The organism is Pseudoduganella sp. GW821-FHT11H04, from assembly GCF_058807935.1.
On sequence record NZ_JBXARE010000003.1, the window covers coordinates 315,025 to 335,021 of the forward strand.

At 58.8% G+C, this 19,997-nt stretch carries 24 protein-coding genes; 16 read left to right on the forward strand and 8 right to left on the reverse strand.

Translation table 11 applies throughout. The features are described from left to right. Nucleotides 1–78: 78 nt before the first annotated feature. The 13 genes from AC1RTP_RS08480 (at nucleotide 79) to AC1RTP_RS08540 (ending at nucleotide 10,705) form a co-directional block, all read left to right on the forward strand. The gene (locus AC1RTP_RS08480) at nucleotides 79–849 is read left to right on the forward strand and encodes a ParA family protein (RefSeq protein ID WP_498606381.1); all 771 of its coding nucleotides are present in this window, start codon (nucleotides 79–81) and stop codon (nucleotides 847–849) included. Between the two features lie 6 nt (nucleotides 850–855). Further along, nucleotides 856–1,743 (forward strand): ParB/RepB/Spo0J family partition protein, encoded by an 888-nt coding sequence (locus AC1RTP_RS08485; RefSeq protein ID WP_498606383.1) that lies wholly within the window; start codon nucleotides 856–858, stop codon nucleotides 1,741–1,743. 249 nt (nucleotides 1,744–1,992) lie between these two features. Next, entirely contained in the window at nucleotides 1,993–2,361 is a 369-nt protein-coding gene (locus AC1RTP_RS08490; protein WP_498606384.1) for an ATP synthase subunit I, read from the forward strand. Nucleotides 2,362–2,380: 19 nt separating this feature from the next. Beyond that, a complete protein-coding gene (atpB, locus tag AC1RTP_RS08495) occupies nucleotides 2,381–3,202 on the forward strand; it encodes a F0F1 ATP synthase subunit A (RefSeq protein WP_498606387.1) in 822 nt (273 codons plus the stop codon). A gap of 72 nt (nucleotides 3,203–3,274) precedes the next feature. Then, a complete protein-coding gene (gene atpE, locus AC1RTP_RS08500; RefSeq protein ID WP_498606389.1) occupies nucleotides 3,275–3,556 on the forward strand; it encodes a F0F1 ATP synthase subunit C in 282 nt (93 codons plus the stop codon). Between the two features lie 40 nt (nucleotides 3,557–3,596). Continuing rightward, nucleotides 3,597–4,067, forward strand: a complete 471-nt coding sequence (locus AC1RTP_RS08505; protein WP_498606391.1) for a F0F1 ATP synthase subunit B — start codon at nucleotides 3,597–3,599, stop codon at nucleotides 4,065–4,067. Between the two features lie 2 nt (nucleotides 4,068–4,069). Then, nucleotides 4,070–4,603: a F0F1 ATP synthase subunit delta gene (locus tag AC1RTP_RS08510; protein WP_426340631.1), complete on the forward strand. Its 534-nt coding sequence runs from the start codon at nucleotides 4,070–4,072 to the stop codon at nucleotides 4,601–4,603. Between the two features lie 48 nt (nucleotides 4,604–4,651). Beyond that, on the forward strand, nucleotides 4,652–6,193 hold the full coding sequence (gene atpA, locus AC1RTP_RS08515) for a F0F1 ATP synthase subunit alpha (protein WP_498606393.1): 1,542 nt from the start codon (nucleotides 4,652–4,654) through the stop codon (nucleotides 6,191–6,193). A gap of 45 nt (nucleotides 6,194–6,238) precedes the next feature. After that, entirely contained in the window at nucleotides 6,239–7,111 is an 873-nt protein-coding gene (atpG, locus tag AC1RTP_RS08520; protein WP_498606396.1) for a F0F1 ATP synthase subunit gamma, read from the forward strand. Nucleotides 7,112–7,141: 30 nt separating this feature from the next. Continuing rightward, nucleotides 7,142–8,542: a F0F1 ATP synthase subunit beta gene (atpD, locus tag AC1RTP_RS08525; RefSeq protein WP_057262248.1), complete on the forward strand. Its 1,401-nt coding sequence runs from the start codon at nucleotides 7,142–7,144 to the stop codon at nucleotides 8,540–8,542. A 50-nt stretch (nucleotides 8,543–8,592) separates the two neighbouring features. After that, nucleotides 8,593–9,018, forward strand: a complete 426-nt coding sequence (locus AC1RTP_RS08530; RefSeq protein WP_055939532.1) for a F0F1 ATP synthase subunit epsilon — start codon at nucleotides 8,593–8,595, stop codon at nucleotides 9,016–9,018. Between the two features lie 62 nt (nucleotides 9,019–9,080). After that, nucleotides 9,081–10,025 carry a hypothetical protein gene (locus AC1RTP_RS08535; protein WP_498606402.1) on the forward strand — a complete coding sequence of 315 codons (945 nt, stop codon included), beginning with the start codon at nucleotides 9,081–9,083 and terminating at the stop codon, nucleotides 10,023–10,025. Next, a complete protein-coding gene (locus AC1RTP_RS08540) occupies nucleotides 10,022–10,705 on the forward strand; it encodes an SDR family NAD(P)-dependent oxidoreductase (RefSeq protein ID WP_498606404.1) in 684 nt (227 codons plus the stop codon). Before AC1RTP_RS08535 ends, AC1RTP_RS08540 begins: the two co-directional genes overlap by 4 nt. Here the strand turns inward: AC1RTP_RS08540 and AC1RTP_RS08545 are convergent, their stop codons facing one another. Further along, on the reverse strand, nucleotides 10,706–11,260 hold the full coding sequence (locus AC1RTP_RS08545) for a hypothetical protein (protein ID WP_498606406.1): 555 nt from the start codon (nucleotides 11,258–11,260) through the stop codon (nucleotides 10,706–10,708). Between the two features lie 117 nt (nucleotides 11,261–11,377). Between AC1RTP_RS08545 and AC1RTP_RS08550 the strand changes: the two genes are divergently transcribed. Continuing rightward, nucleotides 11,378–11,767 carry a VOC family protein gene (locus AC1RTP_RS08550; RefSeq protein WP_498606410.1) on the forward strand — a complete coding sequence of 130 codons (390 nt, stop codon included), beginning with the start codon at nucleotides 11,378–11,380 and terminating at the stop codon, nucleotides 11,765–11,767. Here AC1RTP_RS08550 and rsgA read toward each other — a convergent pair. The 6 genes from rsgA to AC1RTP_RS08580 all read right to left on the reverse strand — a co-directional run bounded on the left by rsgA (nucleotide 11,764) and on the right by AC1RTP_RS08580 (nucleotide 16,467). Beyond that, complete coding sequence (rsgA, locus tag AC1RTP_RS08555) at nucleotides 11,764–12,777, reverse strand: ribosome small subunit-dependent GTPase A (RefSeq protein ID WP_498606413.1); 1,014 nt, start codon at nucleotides 12,775–12,777, stop codon at nucleotides 11,764–11,766. The two genes, AC1RTP_RS08550 and rsgA, sit on opposite strands and share 4 nt — an antisense overlap. A gap of 210 nt (nucleotides 12,778–12,987) precedes the next feature. After that, on the reverse strand, nucleotides 12,988–13,347 hold the full coding sequence (gene speD / locus AC1RTP_RS08560; protein ID WP_498606415.1) for an adenosylmethionine decarboxylase: 360 nt from the start codon (nucleotides 13,345–13,347) through the stop codon (nucleotides 12,988–12,990). Beyond that, complete coding sequence (locus AC1RTP_RS08565) at nucleotides 13,344–13,520, reverse strand: hypothetical protein (protein ID WP_498606417.1); 177 nt, start codon at nucleotides 13,518–13,520, stop codon at nucleotides 13,344–13,346. The genes speD and AC1RTP_RS08565 overlap by 4 nt, the downstream gene beginning before the upstream one ends. Then, nucleotides 13,517–14,998, reverse strand: coding sequence for a DUF4178 domain-containing protein (locus AC1RTP_RS08570; protein ID WP_498606419.1), 1,482 nt, complete (start codon nucleotides 14,996–14,998; stop codon nucleotides 13,517–13,519). The genes AC1RTP_RS08565 and AC1RTP_RS08570 overlap by 4 nt, the downstream gene beginning before the upstream one ends. Before the next feature lie 10 nt (nucleotides 14,999–15,008). Further along, the gene (locus AC1RTP_RS08575; protein WP_498606421.1) at nucleotides 15,009–16,061 is read right to left on the reverse strand and encodes an SPFH domain-containing protein; all 1,053 of its coding nucleotides are present in this window, start codon (nucleotides 16,059–16,061) and stop codon (nucleotides 15,009–15,011) included. A gap of 19 nt (nucleotides 16,062–16,080) precedes the next feature. Further along, on the reverse strand, nucleotides 16,081–16,467 hold the full coding sequence (locus tag AC1RTP_RS08580; RefSeq protein WP_498606423.1) for a DUF350 domain-containing protein: 387 nt from the start codon (nucleotides 16,465–16,467) through the stop codon (nucleotides 16,081–16,083). Nucleotides 16,468–16,531: 64 nt separating this feature from the next. Here AC1RTP_RS08580 and AC1RTP_RS08585 point away from each other — a divergent pair, with 64 nt between their 5' ends. Both AC1RTP_RS08585 and AC1RTP_RS08590 read left to right on the forward strand, forming a co-directional pair. After that, on the forward strand, nucleotides 16,532–18,043 hold the full coding sequence (locus AC1RTP_RS08585; RefSeq protein ID WP_498606427.1) for a polyamine aminopropyltransferase: 1,512 nt from the start codon (nucleotides 16,532–16,534) through the stop codon (nucleotides 18,041–18,043). Beyond that, on the forward strand, nucleotides 18,043–19,641 hold the full coding sequence (locus tag AC1RTP_RS08590; RefSeq protein ID WP_498606430.1) for an NAD(P)-binding protein: 1,599 nt from the start codon (nucleotides 18,043–18,045) through the stop codon (nucleotides 19,639–19,641). Before AC1RTP_RS08585 ends, AC1RTP_RS08590 begins: the two co-directional genes overlap by 1 nt. Before the next feature lie 7 nt (nucleotides 19,642–19,648). On the opposite strand, the gene AC1RTP_RS08595 is transcribed toward AC1RTP_RS08590, so the two are convergent. Further along, nucleotides 19,649–19,993, reverse strand: coding sequence for a hypothetical protein (locus AC1RTP_RS08595; RefSeq protein WP_498606434.1), 345 nt, complete (start codon nucleotides 19,991–19,993; stop codon nucleotides 19,649–19,651). Nucleotides 19,994–19,997: the final 4 nt, after the last annotated feature.

Genomic DNA, 19,997 nt, shown 5'->3' on the forward strand with positions numbered 1-19,997 from the left:
CGGTATAAATAATATTAATCGTTTATACGAATTAAATAGTATAAACGGTTTAAACAATATAAAACATTTCGACCATACATGGCCAAAATTTTCTGTGTAGCAAATCAAAAGGGCGGCGTCGGTAAGACTACCACGACTGTAAACCTGGCCGCCGGCCTGGCCAAACTTAATCAACGAGTGTTGCTTGTTGACCTCGATCCTCAGGGCAACGCGACAATGGGCGCGGGGATCAACAAGGCGACGCTACAAGCTTCCACTTATGAAGTCTTGCTCGGCGCTGCCGATGTGGCGACTGCTCGCGTGCGTTCGGAAGCGGGCGGCTTTGATGTGCTGCCTGCCAACCGCGAGCTCGCCGGCGCCGAAGTCGAGATGGTGCAGCTGGAGAACCGCGAGCGCCGCTTGCGCGATGCGCTGGCCGTGGTAGCCAAAGACTATGACTTCATGCTGATCGATTGCCCACCTGCGCTGTCGATGCTGACGCTGAACGGCCTGTGCGCGGCGCATGGCGTAATCATTCCTATGCAGTGCGAGTACTACGCGCTGGAAGGTTTGTCTGACCTGGTCAACACCATCAAGAAGGTGCACGCTAACCTGAACCCGGACCTTAAGATCATCGGCCTGCTGCGTGTGATGTTCGATCCACGTATGACGCTGTCGCAGCAAGTCTCGGCACAGTTGGAGCAGCACTTCGGCGACAAAGTATTCAAGACCATCATCCCGCGTAACGTGCGACTGGCGGAAGCGCCGTCCTATGGCATGCCGGGTGTGACTTTCGACCCGACGTCGAAGGGCGCGCAGGCGTATATCGCTTTCGGCGCAGAGATGGTTAAACGTATTAAGAAAATGTAATTGACGATGGCAACTAAAAAAATGAAAGGCCTCGGCCGCGGCCTCGACGCGCTGCTCGGTGGTGACGAAGATCCTTCGAATCCAACTTCGCACCCGACTCCATCGGAGATGGCGGTGCAGTTCCTGCAAGCTGGCAAATACCAGCCGCGTACCCAGATGGATGAAGGCAGTTTGGCGGAGCTGGCTTCATCGATCAAGACCCAGGGCATTATCCAGCCGCTGCTGGTTCGCCCCGTGGGCATCGACAAGGGGACCGGCCACGTCAAATACGAGATCATCGCGGGCGAACGCCGTTTCCGTGCAGCGCAACTGGCTGGGCTGGAGACTGTGCCTGTCCTGGTGAAGGATGTGGATGACACGACCGCGGCCGCGATGGCCCTGATCGAGAACATCCAGCGTGAAGACCTGAACCCGTTGGAAGAGGCGCAGGGTATTCATCGGCTGATTACTGATTTTTCCTTTACCCATGAGCAGGCGGCGCAGGCGGTTGGCCGGTCGCGCTCGGCGGTTTCCAACTTGCTGCGTTTGCTGAACCTGGCGGAGCCGGTGCAGACCATGCTGATGGCAGGGGATATCGATATGGGCCACGCTCGCGCATTGCTGGCTGTCGACGCGGCATCACAAATTGCCTTGGCGAATGTTGTTGTAGCGAAACGACTTTCGGTACGTGAGACGGAGAAACTTGTCCACAACCATATGGAAGAAGCCAAGGCCAAGCCGACGGCTCGCGCCAAAGAGAAATCGGGCGACATCAAGCGGCTGGAAGAGGAGCTGTCGGATTCGCTGGCGACGTCGGTTGTATTCAAGATGGGCGCCAAAGGCCGCGGGCAGATGATCATCGATTTCGCCGACCTCGATATTCTCGATGGCGTGATTGCGCGCCTGCGCGGCTAAAACCGGTAACCCGGTGCCTGACCCGCAGGGTCAGGCACCCAACATGCGGCCGCCGCAGACCAGTGTCTGACCCTGCGGGTCAGACACTGCCTTTCAGGTTTCGATTACCCCCGAAGTAATCGTAAGATGCCCACTTTTTCAGCAGAATAAGTTGTTGTTAGGGGGGCGTTTTGCGATGCACCATGTTTGACCTCGATCACGTAAACAAACTATAATCCCGTGTCTTTGGGTCTAAAGGAAGTGCGGCAAGTGAGTGATTCTTCGAGAAGTATCGCCTGGCCAGTTTTCCGAGTAGTTGCCCTGCAATTAACAATCGCCGTCCTATTCTCCGCTACCGTGGCGCTTTTCGCCGGGGTGGGGAAAGGCTGGTCTGCTGCCGTGGGCGGCGGAATGGCAGTAATCGGTAGCTTGGTCTACGCGCTGATGGTCATGCGCGGAACCGATGATGCAAAGAAAGCATTTCGGACGCACTTCCGCGCCGAGATGCTAAAAATGTTTGTAACGGCAGTGCTGTTTATCTGTGCACTGGTGCTGTTTAAGTCAGCCGCCTGGTTATGGCTGATTCTAGGATTCGTAGTGGCAACCCTGGCTTACTGGCTGTCGCTGCTCAAGATTTAATCATTAAAAATTCGGACCTATGACTACTGAACACGCAACGGGCGGTCACGCCGGCCCGGCTAACGCCACCGAGTATATCCAGCACCACCTGTCTCACCTGAACAGCGCTGGCGAAGTTGTTACCCCTGGTTCCATCAACCTGGACACCTTCTGGATCTCCCTGATCCTGGGCTTCGTGTTCCTGGGTATGTTCTACATGGCTTCCCGCCGCGCAACCGCTGGCGTGCCAGGCAAGCTGCAGAACTTCGTTGAATGGGTCATGGAGATGGTCAACGAGACCGTCAATTCCGCATTCCACGCCAAATCCAATGTTATCGCTCCACTGGCCATCACCATCTTTGTATGGGTCTGGCTGATGAACGCAATGGACTTCCTGCCTGTCGACCTGCTGCCTAAAGTGCTGAGCTGGTTCGGCGTGCACAAGCTGCGCGTTGTGCCTACCGCCGACGTGAACCACACCTTCGGCATGTCGATCGGCGTGCTGATCTGCATCATCGGCTTCTCGATCAAAGCTAAAGGCGCTGGCGGCTGGACCAAAGAACTGTTCACCGCACCGTTCCACGCACACGGCACCGTCGCCACCATCATCCTGGCGCCGATCAACTTCATCTTCCAGATGCTGGAACTGTTCGCCAAACCAATTTCCCTGTCGCTGCGACTCTTCGGCAATATGTACGCCGGCGAGCTGATCTTCATCCTGATCGCACTGCTGCCATGGTGGGCACAGTGGCTGCTGGGCGGTCCATGGGCAATCTTCCACATTCTGATTGTTACCCTGCAAGCGTTTGTGTTTATGGCGTTGACGGTTGTGTACCTGGCCCTCGCGGTTGAAAAGCACTAATCAGCAACTTATTCGTAGTATTTGGTTTTAGTTTTTTGGTATTTTCGTTTTTTTTAAATTAGGAGAAATCTAATGCAAGCTCTGATCGCACAAGTACAAAGCATGACCGTTCTGGCCGTAGCAATCATCGTTGGCCTGGGCGCCATCGGCACCGCACTCGGCTTCGCTATCCTGGGCGGCAAGTTCCTGGAAGCTTCGGCACGTCAACCAGAACTGATGCCACAACTGCAAACCAAACTGTTCGTTATCGCTGGTCTGCTGGACGCGATCTCCATGATCGGCGTTGGTGTTGCTCTGCTGTTCACCTTCAACAACCCATTCCTGACCGCACTGACCTCCGCTGTTGCTCAGTAATCTTTCTCCTGAATCTGGAGAAAACTTTTAGGAGCAAGGTATGAACATCAATATGTCTCTCGTCGGACAAATGATCACCTTCGCGGTGCTCGTTTGGTTCTCGATGAAGTTCGTATTCCCAGCGCTGAATTCGGCGCTGGATGAGCGTGCCAAGCGAATTGCAGATGGTCTGGCTGCCGCCGACCAAGGTCAAGCTTCCATGCAGCGCGCTGAAAAAGCCGCTGCTGAAGCGATGACCGCTGCCCGTAACGACGCTTCGTCGCTCGTTTCGGACGCTGAAAAGCGTGCTCAACTGGTCGCAGAAGAAATCAAAGCAAACGCACAAGCCGAAGCTGCCCGTATCGTGGCACAAGCTAAAGCTGAAGCTGAGCAGCAAGTAACCCAGGCCCGCGAAGCACTGCGTGGTCAAGTGGCTGACCTGGCTGTGAAGGGCGCCGAGCAAATCCTGAAGCGCGAAGTCAACGCGTCGGCTCACGCTGACCTGCTGTCTCGCCTGGCTACCGAGCTCTGATTATGGCAGAGCTCGCAACCGTCGCCCGTCCTTACGCGGAAGCCCTCTTCCGCGTAGCCCAGGCTGGCAACCTCGCGCAGTGGTCCGATCTGGTGTCCGAGATGGCCCAGATCGGTTCGCATGAAGAGGTGCTGGCATATGCCCGCAATCCAAAAGTTCTGGATAGCGATGTCATCGCAGCCATCAAGGCCTTGCTGAAATCGCCGCTCAACGCGGAAGCGAACAACTTCCTCTCGATGCTGATCGAAAACGGTCGTATCGCATTGCTGCCGGAAATCGGTGCCCAATTCGCGCTGCTGAAGAACGCAGCCGAAGGCGCGGCAGACGCCGAAATCACGAGCGCATTCGACATGAGCGAAGCCCAAGTGGCCGAGCTGATCAAGACGCTGGAAAAGAAATTCAGCCGCAAGCTGAAACCCGCCGTGACCGTCGATCCTTCGCTGATCGGTGGCGTTCGCGTCGTGGTTGGCGACGAAGTGCTGGACACTTCGGTCAACGCCAAGCTGCAGCAGCTGCGTTCCGCGCTGGTCGCCTAATCAGGCCGCCTTTCGCGACAGCTAGAGAGAAAACATTTAGGAGTTAGTATGCAACTCAACCCATCCGAAATCAGCGAGCTGATCAAGAGCCGGATCCAAGGCATTGACGGCGGCGCTGAAGTGCGCAATCAAGGCACCGTAATTTCCGTAGCAGACGGTATCTGCCGCATCCACGGCCTGTCGGACGTGATGCAAGGTGAGATGCTGGAATTCCCAGGCAACACCTTTGGCCTGGCAATGAACCTGGAGCGTGACTCCGTTGGTGCCGTTATTCTGGGCGCCTACGAGCACATCTCCGAAGGCGACACCGTTAAGTGCACCGGCCGTATTCTGGAAGTTCCAATCGGTCCTGAACTGTGCGGCCGCGTTGTTAACGCCCTGGGCCAGCCGATCGACGGCAAAGGTCCTGTTAACACCAGCCTGACCTCCCCAATCGAAAAGATCGCTCCAGGCGTTATCGCCCGTGAGTCCGTCGGCCAGCCTATGCAGACCGGCCTGAAATCGATCGACGCGATGGTACCAATCGGCCGTGGCCAGCGTGAGCTGATCATTGGCGACCGTCAGACCGGTAAGTCCGCCGTTGCAGTTGATGCCATCATCAACCAAAAAGGCCAAGGCGTTACCTGTATCTACGTTGCTATCGGCCAGAAAGCATCGACCATCAAGAACATCGTGCGTTCCCTGGAACAGCACGGCGCGATGGAGTACACCATTGTTGTCGCCGCTTCCGCTTCGGAATCCGCAGCAATGCAGTACATCTCGGCTTACTCCGGTTGCACCATGGGCGAATACTTCCGCGACCGCGGCGAAGACGCTCTGATCGTGTACGATGACCTGTCCAAGCAAGCAGTTGCTTACCGTCAGATCTCCCTGCTGCTGCGCCGTCCACCAGGCCGCGAAGCGTACCCAGGCGACGTGTTCTACCTGCACAGCCGTCTGCTGGAACGTGCAGCTCGCGTGAACGCCGACTACGTCGAAGCCTTCACCAAGGGCGCTGTCAAAGGCAAGACCGGTTCCCTGACCGCACTGCCAATCATCGAAACCCAGGCTGGCGACGTTTCCGCGTTCGTTCCAACCAACGTGATTTCGATTACCGACGGCCAGATCTTCCTGGAAACTTCGCTGTTCAACTCCGGTATCCGTCCTGCGATTAACGCAGGTATCTCGGTGTCCCGCGTTGGTGGCGCTGCTCAGACCAAGGTCATCAAGAACCTGTCCGGCGGTATCCGTACCGACTTGGCACAGTACCGTGAACTGGCTGCGTTCGCGCAGTTCGCTTCCGACCTGGACGAATCGACCCGTAAGCAGCTGGACCGCGGTGCCCGCGTGACCGAACTCCTGAAGCAGGCTCAGTACTCGCCGCTGTCGATTTCCCTGATGGGCGCTTCGCTGTTCGCAGTGAACAAAGGCTTCCTGGACAGCGTTCCAGTCAAGCGCGTGCTGGCTTTCGAAGCAGAACTGCACTCGTTCCTGAAGACCAAGCACTCCGCTCTGCTGGCTAAGATCGAAGAAACCAAGCAACTGGACAAAGACGGCGAAGCTGCGCTGTCGGCCGCCATTGCTGAGTTCAAGAAATCCTTCGCAAACTAATACCTGGTGGCCCGGTAACGGGCCACCCCGCAAAGGAGAAGGATCATGGCAGCAGGTAAAGAGATACGTGGCAAGATCAAGAGCGTAGAGAATACGAAGAAGATCACCAAGGCGATGGAAATGGTCGCTGCATCGAAAATGCGCAAGGCGCAGGATCGTATGCGCGCCGCCCGTCCCTACAGTGACAAGATTCGTAATATCGCTGCAAACTTGGCTAACGCCAACCCCGAGTACACGCACCCGTTCCTGGCTGAAGCCGGTACGGAAGCCAAGGCTGTGGGCTTTATCATCGTGACGACCGACAAAGGTCTGTGCGGTGGTATGAACACCAACGTTCTGCGTATGGTGACCAACAAGACCCGCGAGCTGGAAGCTGCAGGCAACAAGATTGAAGCAGTCGCAATTGGTAACAAAGGTTTGGGCTTCCTGAACCGCGTCGGTGTACCAGTGGTCGCACAAGCTACCCAGATCGGCGATACGCCGCACCTGGAAAAGCTGATCGGCCCAGTGCAAGTGATGCTGGAGAAATTCCAGGAAGGCAAACTGGACGCCGTTTACCTGTGCTACACCAAGTTCATCAACACGATGAAGCAAGAACCGTTGGTCGAGCAGCTGTTGCCGCTGACCGCGGACAAGATGAAGGCCGATGACAAGTCCCACAACTGGGATTACATCTACGAGCCGGACGCTGCTTCCGTGATCGACGAACTGCTCGAGCGCTACATTGAAGCGCTGGTGTACCAGGCCGTTGCAGAAAACCTGGCGTCCGAGCAATCGGCGCGTATGGTGGCGATGAAGTCCGCATCGGACAACGCCGGCAACGTGATCGGTGAGCTGAAGCTGGTCTACAACAAGACCCGCCAGGCTGCAATTACCAAAGAACTGTCTGAAATCGTCGCCGGTGCGGCAGCGGTTTAAACGAATTTAACTATATTTGAAGGAACGAACATGGCTGATGGCAAAATCGTTCAGTGTATCGGCGCAGTGGTGGACGTTGAGTTCCCACGCAACGCGATGCCTAAGGTTTTTGACGCGCTGAAAATGGAAGGCTCCGAGCTGACCCTGGAAGTGCAACAGCAGTTGGGTGACGGCATTGTCCGTACCATTGCTCTGGGCTCCTCCGACGGTCTGCGTCGCGGCATGACCATCCAGAACACCGGCAAACCAATCATGGTCCCAGTAGGTAAAGCTACCCTGGGCCGTATTATGGACGTGCTGGGCAACCCGATCGACGAATGCGGTCCTGTCTCCCACGAGCAGACTGCTTCGATCCACCGCGTGGCTCCTGCTTACGACGAACTGTCCCCATCCCAAGACCTGCTGGAAACCGGCATCAAGGTTATTGACCTGGTCTGCCCATTCGCTAAGGGTGGTAAGGTTGGTCTGTTCGGCGGTGCAGGTGTGGGCAAGACCGTGAACATGATGGAACTGATCAACAACATCGCTAAAGCTCACTCGGGTCTGTCCGTGTTTGCTGGTGTTGGTGAGCGTACCCGTGAAGGTAACGACTTCTACCACGAAATGGCTGACGCTAAAGTGGTTGACCTGGAAAACCCAGCCAACTCCAAAGTGGCCATGGTTTACGGTCAGATGAATGAACCGCCTGGTAACCGTCTGCGCGTGGCGCTGACCGGTCTGACCATCGCTGAATCGTTCCGTGACGAAGGCCGTGACGTTCTGTTCTTCGTGGACAACATCTACCGCTTCACCCTGGCCGGTACCGAAGTTTCCGCACTGCTGGGCCGTATGCCTTCCGCAGTGGGTTACCAGCCTACCCTGGCTGAAGAGATGGGCCGTCTGCAGGAGCGTATTACCTCCACCAAGACCGGTTCGATCACCTCGATCCAGGCCGTCTACGTTCCAGCGGATGACTTGACCGACCCGTCCCCAGCGACCACCTTCGGTCACTTGGATTCGACCGTCGTTCTGTCCCGTGACATCGCTGCTCTGGGTATCTACCCTGCAGTTGACCCGTTGGATTCGACCTCCCGTCAGCTGGACCCGCTGGTCGTGGGCGAAGAGCACTACGCTACCGCACGCGCCGTACAGGGCACCCTGCAGCGTTACAAAGAACTGCGCGACATTATCGCGATTCTGGGTATGGACGAACTGGCTCCAGAAGACAAGCTGGTCGTTGCTCGCGCACGTAAGATGCAGCGTTTCCTGTCCCAGCCGTTCCACGTTGCTGAAGTGTTTACCGGTTCCCCAGGTAAGTACGTTTCGCTGAAAGACACGATCAAGGGCTTCAAGATGATCGCTTCCGGCGAACTGGACCACCTGCCAGAACAGGCCTTCTACATGGTTGGTACCATCGAAGAAGCCATCGAAAAAGCCAAGAAACTGGGCTAATTCGTTGTTGAAGCAGTCCCGTTCCGCGGGACTGCGCACAGAGGATAAACATGGCAAACACTATTCACGTTGATGTGGTTTCGGCCGAAGAGCAAATCTTCTCGGGCGAAGCGACTTTCGTGGCGTTGCCGGGCGAGCAGGGCGAGCTGGGTATCTACCCTAAGCACACCCCGCTGATCACCCGTATCCGTCCAGGCGCGGTGCGCATCCAGATCCCAGGCCAGGCTGAAGAAGAGTTCGTCTTCGTCGCCGGCGGCCTGCTGGAAGTGCAGCCAAACGCTGTGACGGTCCTGGCTGACACCGCGATCCGTGGTCACGACCTGGATGAAGCCAAAGCTGAAGCTGCCAAGAAACTGGCGGAAGAAAGCCTGGCCAACAAACAGACCGGCATCGACTACGCGAAAGCACAAGCGGAACTGGCAGCGGCTATCGGCCAGCTGGCAGCAATCGCAAAACTGCGCAAGATCAAGGGTTAATCCCTTCTTCTCGTTGCACTGGAAAGGCAGCTTCGGCTGCCTTTTTCTTTTTGTGCGGTGCTGTGCTACGATTTGCATTTTTTGCAATGATAAAACGCCTCCTCCTCGCGGGTGCAGTCGTGGCCTGCGGCCAAGCCGTTGCAGCCGATACGGCTCCCGTTCGTAACTTTGCTCCCGGCTTCGTCACGGTGTACGACTCAACTGTGCAGTTGCCAATGCCGGCACGCGTAACAGCCATGCGTGGTTTGTTGATGGCGGAATATCCAGAGTTCTACAGCCGCCGTAAGCCTGAGCAACTCGACAAGAAGGTGCAGCAGGCGATTGAAGGTTTTCCGAAGATCCGCAAAGCGTACCTCGACAAGTCTGAAAAATTCGGCGCTGCGCTGGACCAGCACATGCGCACTTTTCTAAGCGCATTTCCCAATTACCAGAACACCACGCCCATCACGCTCGTGCATTCGCTCGGTGAGATGGATGGCGGACCGCGCGAGCTCAATGGCAAGATTCACCTCGTATTCGGCGCCGATGTGATGGCCGAAATCAACCCTGACGGCAATTCCGCTCCTTTGTTCCACCACGAGTTGTTCCACTTGCTGCACCGTCAGAAATTCGCTTGCGATACCGATGGCATCTGGGAGCCGCTGTGGGGCGAAGGCCTCGCGGTCTACGTCTCCGAAGTGATGAACCCTGGCGCCAACGAAAACGAACTGCTGTTGGATTTCCCTCGTGGGATGGCGGCCAACACACGCGCGGCCTTGCCTGCGGCGTGGGTGCAACTTCAAACCGTGCTTGATAACACTGACGAGAAACTGGCGCAGGAATTGTTCACGACTTCAGGAAAAGCCACCACGCTGCCCGTCCGGCGCGGCTATTATCTGGGTTACCTGGTCGCAAAAGAAGCAGGTAAGACGCGTGACCTGGCAACGCTGGCCGCGCTCGACTGCAAGCAAGTACGCGCGCTGGTTGGGGAGACTGTTGGCAAACTGGCGAAAACATCCAATCCATGAACACTGTTTTTATTACCGGCGCTGCGGGAGCCCTTGGCAGCGCAGTCGCACGGGCCTTCGATGCCGCTGGCGCCAACACCGTCCTGATCGGCCGCGATATCGCGCGCCTGGAAGCCACCTGCGGCCCTGCCAGCGAGCGACGCATGCTGGCCGTGGCCGACCTGCGCGATGCAGCTTCGGTCGCCGCAGCCGCGCGCGCAGCGGCCGATCGTTTCGGTCGCATCGACGCCTTGTGCAATATCGCCGGCGGCTTTGCAATGGGCACGCCGGTGCATGCAACTAGCGATGCACAATGGGATGAATTGTTTGACTTGAACGTACGCAGCTTGCGCAATGCGGTTGCCGCCGTGGTGCCAGGCATGCTGGACGGGCAGGGCGGCAAAGTGGTGAACATCGCCTCCGGCTCCGCACGCCAGGGCTTGGCGAATATGGGCGCCTACTGCGCAAGCAAAGATGTCGTGATCCGCCTGACTGAGTCCATGTCCGCCGAACTGCGTGGCCAGGGCATCAACGTCAACTGCGTCCTGCCAGGCACCATTGACACCCAAGACAATCGCGCTGCGATGCCGAACGCCGACCGCAGCAAATGGGTCGCCCCCGAGGCGCTGGCCGAAGTAATCTTGTTCCTGTGCAGCCCCGTCGCCCGCGCCATCCACGGCGCTGCAATCCCATGCACTTAATCAGTGGCACATGCCGAAGGCTTGTTTGTCCTCAAACCAGCGGTAGGTGAAGGTGCGGGAGACGTAGCGCTTCTCGCCGATGATCACGTCGGGTGGGGTAAGGTCGAAGCGTTTTGGCATCTTACCTTTGATGATCAGGCGGTAGCGGAACTGCGTGTCGTCGCTGGTGCCGACGGCGAACAACACAAGCGGTACGCCGTTGACGATTTCCACGATCTCGGGCTTCGCGTTGGTTGGACGCTGGTAGACGCTCAGCACGGTCGCGTTTTCGATCAGCGGGCCCTTCGGTTCGCTGACCTGGAAGTGGGCCGTGGCGAATTTCACCTGCGTGGTGCGGGGCAGCATGTAGTTGACGCCGATTTCCATTCCGCCGTCTGCCGGCTGGGGCAGGACGGTGGTGGCGGCTACCGTGATTCCGCGCGGCAGTTCGAAGGTATCGGCGTCGACCGGCGTCGAGCATTCGGCTGACGTGGCCTGGTACAGCGGACCAGGAGTATAGCTATCGCCGCAACCGGCGAGAACGAGCAGCAGGGCGAGTGGCGCGACTTTGCGCATGGTGTAAGGCCTCTTGTTATTTGTCTCGACAGTTTACCTGACCGGCCTGCCGAGTGGTGCGCCGTCCGTGAGTGGGCAGTGCTAGTCTTGAACCAAAAGTAGAGATGGGAGGCGCTCATGATCCACCATCTGGGCATTGTTGTTTCCGATTTCGTGCGCAGCGCGGCGCTGTTTGATGGCTGCCTGGCGCCGCTGGGCATCCGCAGGGCGGTGACTGACCTGGACTGGGCCATCTATGCCGCTGCCACCGGTCATCCTTTCCTCTGGGTGGGCTCTGAGATTCCCAGTTTCTGGGAAAACGGACATGAGCCTTCCCGCAGCCCGATACATTTGGCCTTTATCGCGCCGAACCGGGATGCGGTGAATGCTTTTTATCGCGCGGCGATAGACCTGGGGGCGGAAGATAACGGCCCGCCAGGTCCGCGCGTGAGCGACGCAAGTTTCTATAGCGCCTTCATTATTGACCTTGACGGCAACAACATCGAAGCCACTGTTCAGGAAACTTAGCCTCGTTTCTGCTTGCTGCGCGCTGAAGCTGCCCTCATCAGGACTTTCCACTTTTGCCGTTCCGCGATGCGTTCCAGCGCTGTCTGCTGGTTGCGTGCCACTTCACGTTGCAGTTTGTGGAAATTGTGCAGGCGGTCCGGGTCCACGTGACCGATGACCGCACAGCCAGGTTCTCCCTCGTGCCGGCAATCGCGAAACTGGCAGCCTGCCGCCAATGATTCGATATCATCGAACGCCGTTGAAAGGGATTCGGGGCTCAAGGCACGCAAACCTGGCGTGTCAATGATGCAGGCGCCGGAGCGGCAGATGTGCAGCGAACGGGCAGTGGTCGTATGACGGCCTCGGCTATCGCTACGCCGCACACCACCAGTCTCCTGCGCCGAACCGGTCAGCGCATTGGTTAGGGTTGACTTGCCTGCGCCGGAGGAGCCAAGCAGGCAAATTGTCTGTCCAGCACCCAGCCATGGCTCCAGCTGGGCTACCGACTCAGCGGATGTGCCGTTGACGAGAAGGACTTGTGTACCCAGCGGGATACGCTGGTGTATTGCCGCCAACGGGCCAGCGGTATCGGCGCAGATATCCGGCTTGCTGAGGATGATCAAGGGCGTGACTTCCGCTGCGGCGGCCAACGCCAGGTAGCGTTCGATCCGGCGCAGGTTGAAGTCAGCGTCCAGGCCCATGACCAGCAAGGCGGTATCGATATTGCTGGCGATTGGAGGCGCATCCGCGCGTGCAAATTGATTCGCTGGGGATAAGCGCTGGCTTATCCACACCTCATTTAAAGCGTTTGACTCGGCAATAACCCAGTCACCGACGCATAACGGCGTCTCGGCCAATAGGCGTGGCAGGGCGCGGGCGTGGAATTCGGCGGTTCCGTCATGCAGGGTGATGCGGTCGCGCTGGTATTCGGTGATGCGGCACAGCTGGCCGGCGATAACGCCGCTCAGCTGCGAAATGATTGTGTTGTTAAGTCCGATATTGCGTAATGCTTCGTAATCGAAGTCGATCATGATGATGAGCTTTTTCCATAGGTGAACACGGCCAGCCACGCACGGCGTGGCAAGCGAAGATGGTCTGGAAAAGTCGGCGCCCGGCTGGGCGCTTTTGCTCAGCGTTGAAGCTCAGGCAGCCGACAGGAGGGCAAGATCAAAGGTACGCATGGTTTGTCTCCTGTCAGGTGAGTTGGAAGGACGCCAGTGTCGCATTAGCGGGATGGCAAGTCAATGCGGTGGTTCGCGATCGACGGTGCGAACTTCGGAGTATTCGGGTTGCAGCGCATCTTCGATGACTTCCAAAGCAAGCTGCGGTTGGGCGGCGCCGCACATGAAGATGTCGGCTGCCGCAAAGCCGTTTTCCGGCCAGGTATGGATCGAGATATGGGATTCCGCCAGCAGCACGACGCCGGTCACGCCTAGCCCGGCTCCGAAGCTGTGGAAGTGGCTATGCAGCACCTGGGCGCCCGCCTCGGCCGCCGCTGCACGCAGCAGCTGCTCAATCTTTACGCAGTCCGTCAGCAGGTCCGGTTCGATGCCGGCCATGTCCGCCAGCAGATGGGTGCCACTTGGTTGGTGAATGCTCACTTATGGCCTCCGCCGCCACCACCGCCACTGCCCCAGCCGCCGGCGTTGGAAGACCAGCTGCTGCCGTGGTAGCCGCTACCACTTCCCGAGGACGGGGCGTTGATAAATTTAACCCAGCTGGAGCCGACGCTGAACAAGCTCACCATCAGGGCGTAGCCGAAGAATTTATTCATTTTTTCTGATCGTTGTTCATTGCGTCCAGCAGCCAGGCCGGCACGTAAAGCGCCAGGCAGGCAACGATGGTTGGGCCGATTGTGCCGCCGAAATTGAATAGCAGCGGAATCGCATTCAGCGCCACCATGCCCATCATCCAGTTCTTGGCGGAGCGCTTGTAGCGGTCCTTGCCGGAGTCTTCGGTGACAGCGCTTGATCGTGGCTCGCCTTTGACGGCATCGCCGAACCAGGCCTTCAGCTGGTCCCAGGCTACCGGCGTGGAGCGCGACCAGCCAAGTTCGGTGGTGGTCAGTTCGGCCGCCAGCGTGACTTGTTGGCGGCGGTATTCGTAGACGTGGGTATGGTCGCCCGCCTGCACGCGCCAGTTGAAGGCGCCGGCAGCGTAGGTCACCACTGAGTTGTAGTCATACAGCTTGTTGAAATCCGCCTTGTCCAGCGTGGCTGTCTGGCTATCGAGCGACTTCGCCTCCGGCCACTGGTCCATGACGTTGGCGCGCGACCAGCCATCTTCGGTTTCGACCAGCCAGGTAAAGCCATTGCGGCTGCCATACAGAAGGTATTCGGTCCAGCTGCTGCCTTCATCGTCGGCGCGGCGCATTACACCGATGATGGTGAAGTCCTGGTTGCCCAATTTGCCGGTGGCGCCCAGCGGCAGCGTAAAGCGCTCGCGCTCCTGCTTTTCGCCGATGGCGATGACTTCCGCCTTTGGACTGGCGGCATCGATCTGTGTGTGGCAGGACTGGCAAACCAGGCTGGCCGTCATGCCGGGCAGGTATTTGATCTGGGTGCCGCAATTCGGGCAATCCAGCGCATCGAGCTTGCCGCGGTAACGGCCGGTGGTGCGCTTGATTTCTTCGACATCGCGCAGAAGCTGGCATTGCATCGCTTCCAGCGTGACGGCGACGCCGGTGTACAGCAGCGGCGGGCCTTCTTCCGAATAGTCGATGGTCAGGAATTGCCCGCCACGGCGGAAGTCGGCCGCTTTGACTTCCCAGCCGTCGCCGACCTTGAACGGCAGTTCGCCCTGGCCTCCGATGCAGCGCGAAGTGCGCACATCGGCCGACATATAGCGTTCGCCCACCAATTGGTAGGGTTTGCCGGGCTGCAGCTCCTCGAATGCTGGCAGGGCGTTGCCGTCCGGCGCGCGCAGCGTGGTCACCATGTACTGGCCGGAAGCATCGCCCAGCCAGCCGGTGGTGGCGTCATCGAAGACGATGTACCACTCGTTCCACATTCCGGCGTCGTACTTCAGCTGGATGCGGCCGACCACATTGAAATTGCGGCCGCCCAGCACGCCGCTGGTGCCGACCTGGATCGGCGAGTAGTCCTCCAGCACGGAGGAAATCTTGCCCAGGTCTTTGACCGCGCCGGCCTCTTTCAGTACGCGCGTGTTGCAGTACTCGCACACCGCCATGACGGAGGCGTGCGAGCGGAAGTTTACCTCTGCGCCGCAGCTAGGGCAGGAAACGGTTTGCATGCGGCCTGGCTTATCCGATCAGCTTTTTGAGCAGTTCAGCCTTGGTGGCATCGTAATCGGCCGGCGAGATCAGACCCTTGTCCAGCAGGCCTTTCAGCTTGCCGAGACGGTCTTCGATCGATTCCTGTGCCGGCGCAGCGGGAGCTGCCGGTGCGGCGGTTGAAGGAGCTTGGGCGGCGCCTGGATTCAGCGCTTGGCCCATGGCCTGGCCCATCACCTGGCCGACTGTCAGGCCAGCACCCAGTCCTGCTCCAATGCCTGCCAGGCCGCCTTCGTTGCCGGCAGCCAGAGGGATCGATTGCGCGACCTGGAATTTGGTGTAGCCGGCCATCTTGTCGGCGCCCAGGCCGCCCTTCATGCCGGCAGAGATACGCTCGTCCAGCGCGGCCTGCAGTTCTTCCGGCAGGCTGACGCTGGCCACATTGAATTCATCCAGGGCGATACCGTAGCGGCCGAACGCGTCGGCCAGGCCGCCTTTGACTTCCTGCGCCATCAGGGCCTGGTTGGCGGCCATGTCGAGGAAGGCGATTTGCGAGGCGCCAAGCGAGCTGGCCATGGAAGCCAGCAGGATGCCGCGCAGCTGGTCTTCCACGTCGTCGCGGGTATAGGTGTCGCGGGTGCCGCTCAATTCGGTGAAGAACTTGCGCGGGTCGGTCACGCGGTAGGAATACATGCCGAAGGCGCGCACGCGGATCATGTCGAAATCCTTGTCGCGGATTGTGATCGGCTGCGGCGTGCCCCATTTACGGCCGGTCTGCACGCGGGTGCTGAAGAAGTAGACGTCCGATTTGAACGGGGAGGCGAATAGCTTGTCCCAGTTTTTCAGGTTGGTCAGCAGGGGCAGCGTCTGCGTGGTGAGCTTGTGGGTACCGGGGCCGAATACGTCGGCGATCTGGCCTTCGTTGACGAACACCGCGATCTGCGATTCACGCACGACCAGCACGCCGCCATTCTGGATCTCGAAGTCTTGCATAGGGTAGCGCCAGGACAGCACGCCTTCCGTCTCTTCGTTCCACTGCAATACGTCAATAAACTGCTTCTTGATAAAGCTGCCGATACCCATGATGTGACCTCTTTCAGGTTCAGGAAATGCAGGCGGCGTTGATGCCGCCGATGGAAAGCGAAATAGTGCCGAGCAAGCCGCCGAAAGCGCTGTTGTCGGCTTCAATCTGGTCTTGCGCCATTTTCAGGCAGCGCGTGGTCACGCCGTAGCCAAGCGCCTGTACCACCATTGCGCCGAAGGCCCAGCCCAGGAACTGCTGCCAGTCGTTGGTGTGCAGGAGGCTCGATGCGATGGTCATCGAAAAACCCAGCATGGCGCCGCCAAGCGAAAAGGCTGCGGCGTGGTTGCCCTGCCGGATCAGCTTTACTTCATCATAGGGCGTCATCCAGGTATATGCCTTGAAGAAGACGACCAACAATATTGCGGCGAGTGCCAGGTGGACCAGATAATTTAGGATGGCGTTCACGTCGATCCCCGGTTAAAGTAACAAGCTTGCTAACAAAGAAACATATTAGAGCATAAGCGGCCAAATGACCAAAAAGATTCTTATTGTTTCAGTCTTCGTCGTCGCGTCATGCGGACTTGCCTATGAATTGATTGCCGGTGCGCTTTCAAGTTACCTGCTCGGCGACTCGGTGCTGCAGTTCTCCACCATTATCGGCTGCTACCTGTTTGCCATGGGCGTAGGCGCGCATTTCTCGAAATATGTGAAGGACGACGATGTGCTGGCACGCTTTGTCGACATCGAGCTGGCGGTGGGCTTGATTGGCGGCGTATCGGCGGCGCTGTTGTTCATGACCTTTGCCTGGGCTTCCGCGCCTTTCCACACTTTGCTATACGTGATGGTGTTCCTGGTCGGGGCACTTGTCGGCATGGAGATTCCGCTTGTGATGCGCGCGCTGAATTCGCGGCAGACGGAGTTCAGTGAGCTGGTGAGCCGGGTGCTGACATTCGACTACCTTGGGGCGCTTGCGGTGTCGCTGCTCTTCCCGCTGGTGCTGGCGCCGCAGCTTGGGCTGGTGCGCACCGGTTTCCTGTTCGGGATGCTGAATATCGCGGTGGCCCTGTGGACAATTTACGTTTTTCGCACAGAGCTTGCGAATGTGGCGGGGCGTTTGCTCCGCGCCAGCGCGGTGATGCTGGCGCTGGTGATCGGTTTCGGCGCCGCCGACCGACTGACCAGCTGGGGCGAGCATGGCTTGTTTGGCGACGAGATCGTGTATTCGACCACTACGCCGTACCAGCGCCTCGTCATCACCAAGTGGAAGGATGACCTGCGCCTGTATATCAACGGCAACCTGCAGTTTTCTTCGCGCGACGAGTACCGTTATCACGAGGCGCTGGTGCATCCGGTGATGGGCGCGCTGCCTTGGGCGAAGCGCGTGCTGATCCTGGGCGGCGGCGACGGGCTTGCGCTGCGCGAAGTCCTGCGTTATCCACAGGTGGAACACGTTACACTGGTCGACCTGGACCCGGCCATGACGGCGGCCTTCACCCAGCGCGACGAGCTGGTGGCGTTGAATAAGGGATCCTTCCGCGACAAGCGTGTACATGTAGTGAATGCCGATGCGGCCATCTGGCTGCAGCAGAATGCGGACATGTTCGATGCCGCGATTGTCGATTTCCCCGATCCTTCCAGTTTCGCGCTGGGCAAGCTGTATTCGGTGCCGTTCTACGGGATGCTGAAGAAGCACGTTGCCGCGAATGGACTTGTCGTCATCCAGGCCACATCGCCGTTCTTTGCACCGCATGCCTATTGGACTGTTGATGCCACTTTGCGCGAGGTGGGTATGCGTACCTGGCCGTACCACTTGTATGTGCCTTCGTTCGGCGAATGGGGCTTCATCATGGCGTCGCCGCAGATGGATTACCGGCCGCCGGAATCGTATCAATTGCCGATGCGCTTCCTGAACGCGGAAACGACAAAGGAAATGTTCGCCTTTCCGCCGGATATGAAGCCACTGCCGATGGCGCCGAACCGGCTCAACACCCAATCGCTGGTGCATGAATTCGAGCAGGACTGGCGTCGGGTGATCCGCTGATGCTGCGCCGTTCTTTCCTGGCCTGGGCCGCCGCCAGCGGCGCGACCGCTGCGGCCAGTGTGGCGGGCTATTTGCATTGGCAGGAAGTCACACCGACCGTGATTGCGCCGGGTCGCGAGGAGGGGCACTTCCTGCGTGACCGCAAACCTTTGCCGGCGCCTTCGCAAGCTTTGTCGACCGGTGTGCTGATCCTTGGTTCCGGCGTCGCGGCTCTGACTGCGGCCTGGAAACTGCGCAAAGAAGGGCATGCTGATTTCTTGATGCTCGATGGGCCGGAGCCTTATGGGAACGCGGCTGGGGGCAGCTTTGGAGAACTGGCATTTCCGACCGGTGCGCACTACTTGCCGCTGCCGACGCAGGAATGCTTTCATGTGCGCGAAATCCTGGCGGACCTTGGCGTGATCCAGCGCGGCGCAGATTCGCGCAAGCCTTACTACGATGAGCGCTTCGTATTGCATGGGCCGGAAGAGCGTCTGCTGTTTGATGGCAAATGGCAGGAGGGCATCTTGCCGCATGAGGGCCTGCCGCATGCGGAGTTGGCGGAGCACAAGCGCTTCTTCGCACAGGTGGAAGCCTTGCGCAGCGCGGTCGGGGCGGACGGCAAGCGCCGCTTCACGTTCCCAAGCGAGCATTCCTCGAACGACGCCGAAGCGGCGCGCCTGGATGGCATGAGCTTTGGCGCCTGGGTGGCGCAGAACGGGTACCGGTCGCCTTCCTTGCTCTGGTATCTGGGGTATTGCTGCCGCGATGATTATGGCGCGGGAATTGATGCGGTGTCGGCGTGGGCCGGGCTGCATTACTTCAGCGGGCGCGGCGGCGAGGCAGAGAATGCGGAGCAGGGTGCCTGGCTGACTTGGCCGAATGGTTTGCAGGCACTGGCAAGCGGCATGGAGAATCTGGCGCAGCCAAAGCGTTTGGCAGGCAGCGCTGTGAAGGTGCGGACGTTGGCCGGCGGCGGGGTGGAAGTGCTTTGCTTTGCACTCGAACTCGGCGTACCGCGTACGTTCACCGTCCACGCGCGGCGAGTCATTTCTGCGATGCCACTGCATGTTGCGGCGAGGGTTGTGGAAAACATGCCGGATGTCCACAGGCAGATTCACGCGCCCTGGATGGTGGCGAATTTTCTAATGAAGCGTTTTCCACAGGAGCTGCCAGACGCTCCGCTGTCGTGGGACAACGTTGTGCATAACACGAAGGGCTTGGGTTATGTGGTCTCAACCCACCAGGATATTCGCGTGGCGCCGCCTGAAAAAACCGTCTTTACCAGCTATATGGCGCTGGCGGACCGCGATCCGCGCGAGGCGCGCAAGTGGATGACGGAGGCGAATGGCGATGAGTTGCTGGCGCTGGCGAGCATCGACCTGAAGGCAGCTTACGGGGCGCAGTTCGAGCGTTGCGTGGAGCGTGTCGACATTACGCTGCGCGGTCATGCGATGGCGGTGCCGGTACCGGGATTCCGCAATGATGCGGGCTTGAAGGCATTGCGAGAGATGGATGGGCCGGTGCTGTTTGCCCATTCTGACTTGAGCGGCTTCTCCGTGTTTGAAGAAGCGTCCTGGTGGGGATACCGCGCAGCGCAGCGGGCGCTGCGCGGTTAGCAAGCTATTACTTGGCGGCGGGAGCGGCAGCTGGTGCTGGCGCGGCTGCCGCTGCCGGAGTTTCAGCTGGCTTTTCAGCTTTCTTGTGCGCGACCTTGTGCACGGCCTTCTTCTCTACTTTCGGCTCGGTCTTCACATCGGTCTTGGCTTCGGCTTTCACTTCGGTCTTGGCATCGGGCTTAACTTCGGTTTTGGCCGCTACCTTGGCTTCAGCCTTTGCGCTGGTGCTGTTGACCGCAGCTGCGGCTGCAGGAGTTGCTGCTGGCGCAGGGGTGGCTGGAGCTGCAGGAGTGGTTGCGAAAGCAGCGGTAGCGAACAGGCCGGCGATCAGGGTAGCGATGGTCTTTTTCATGGTG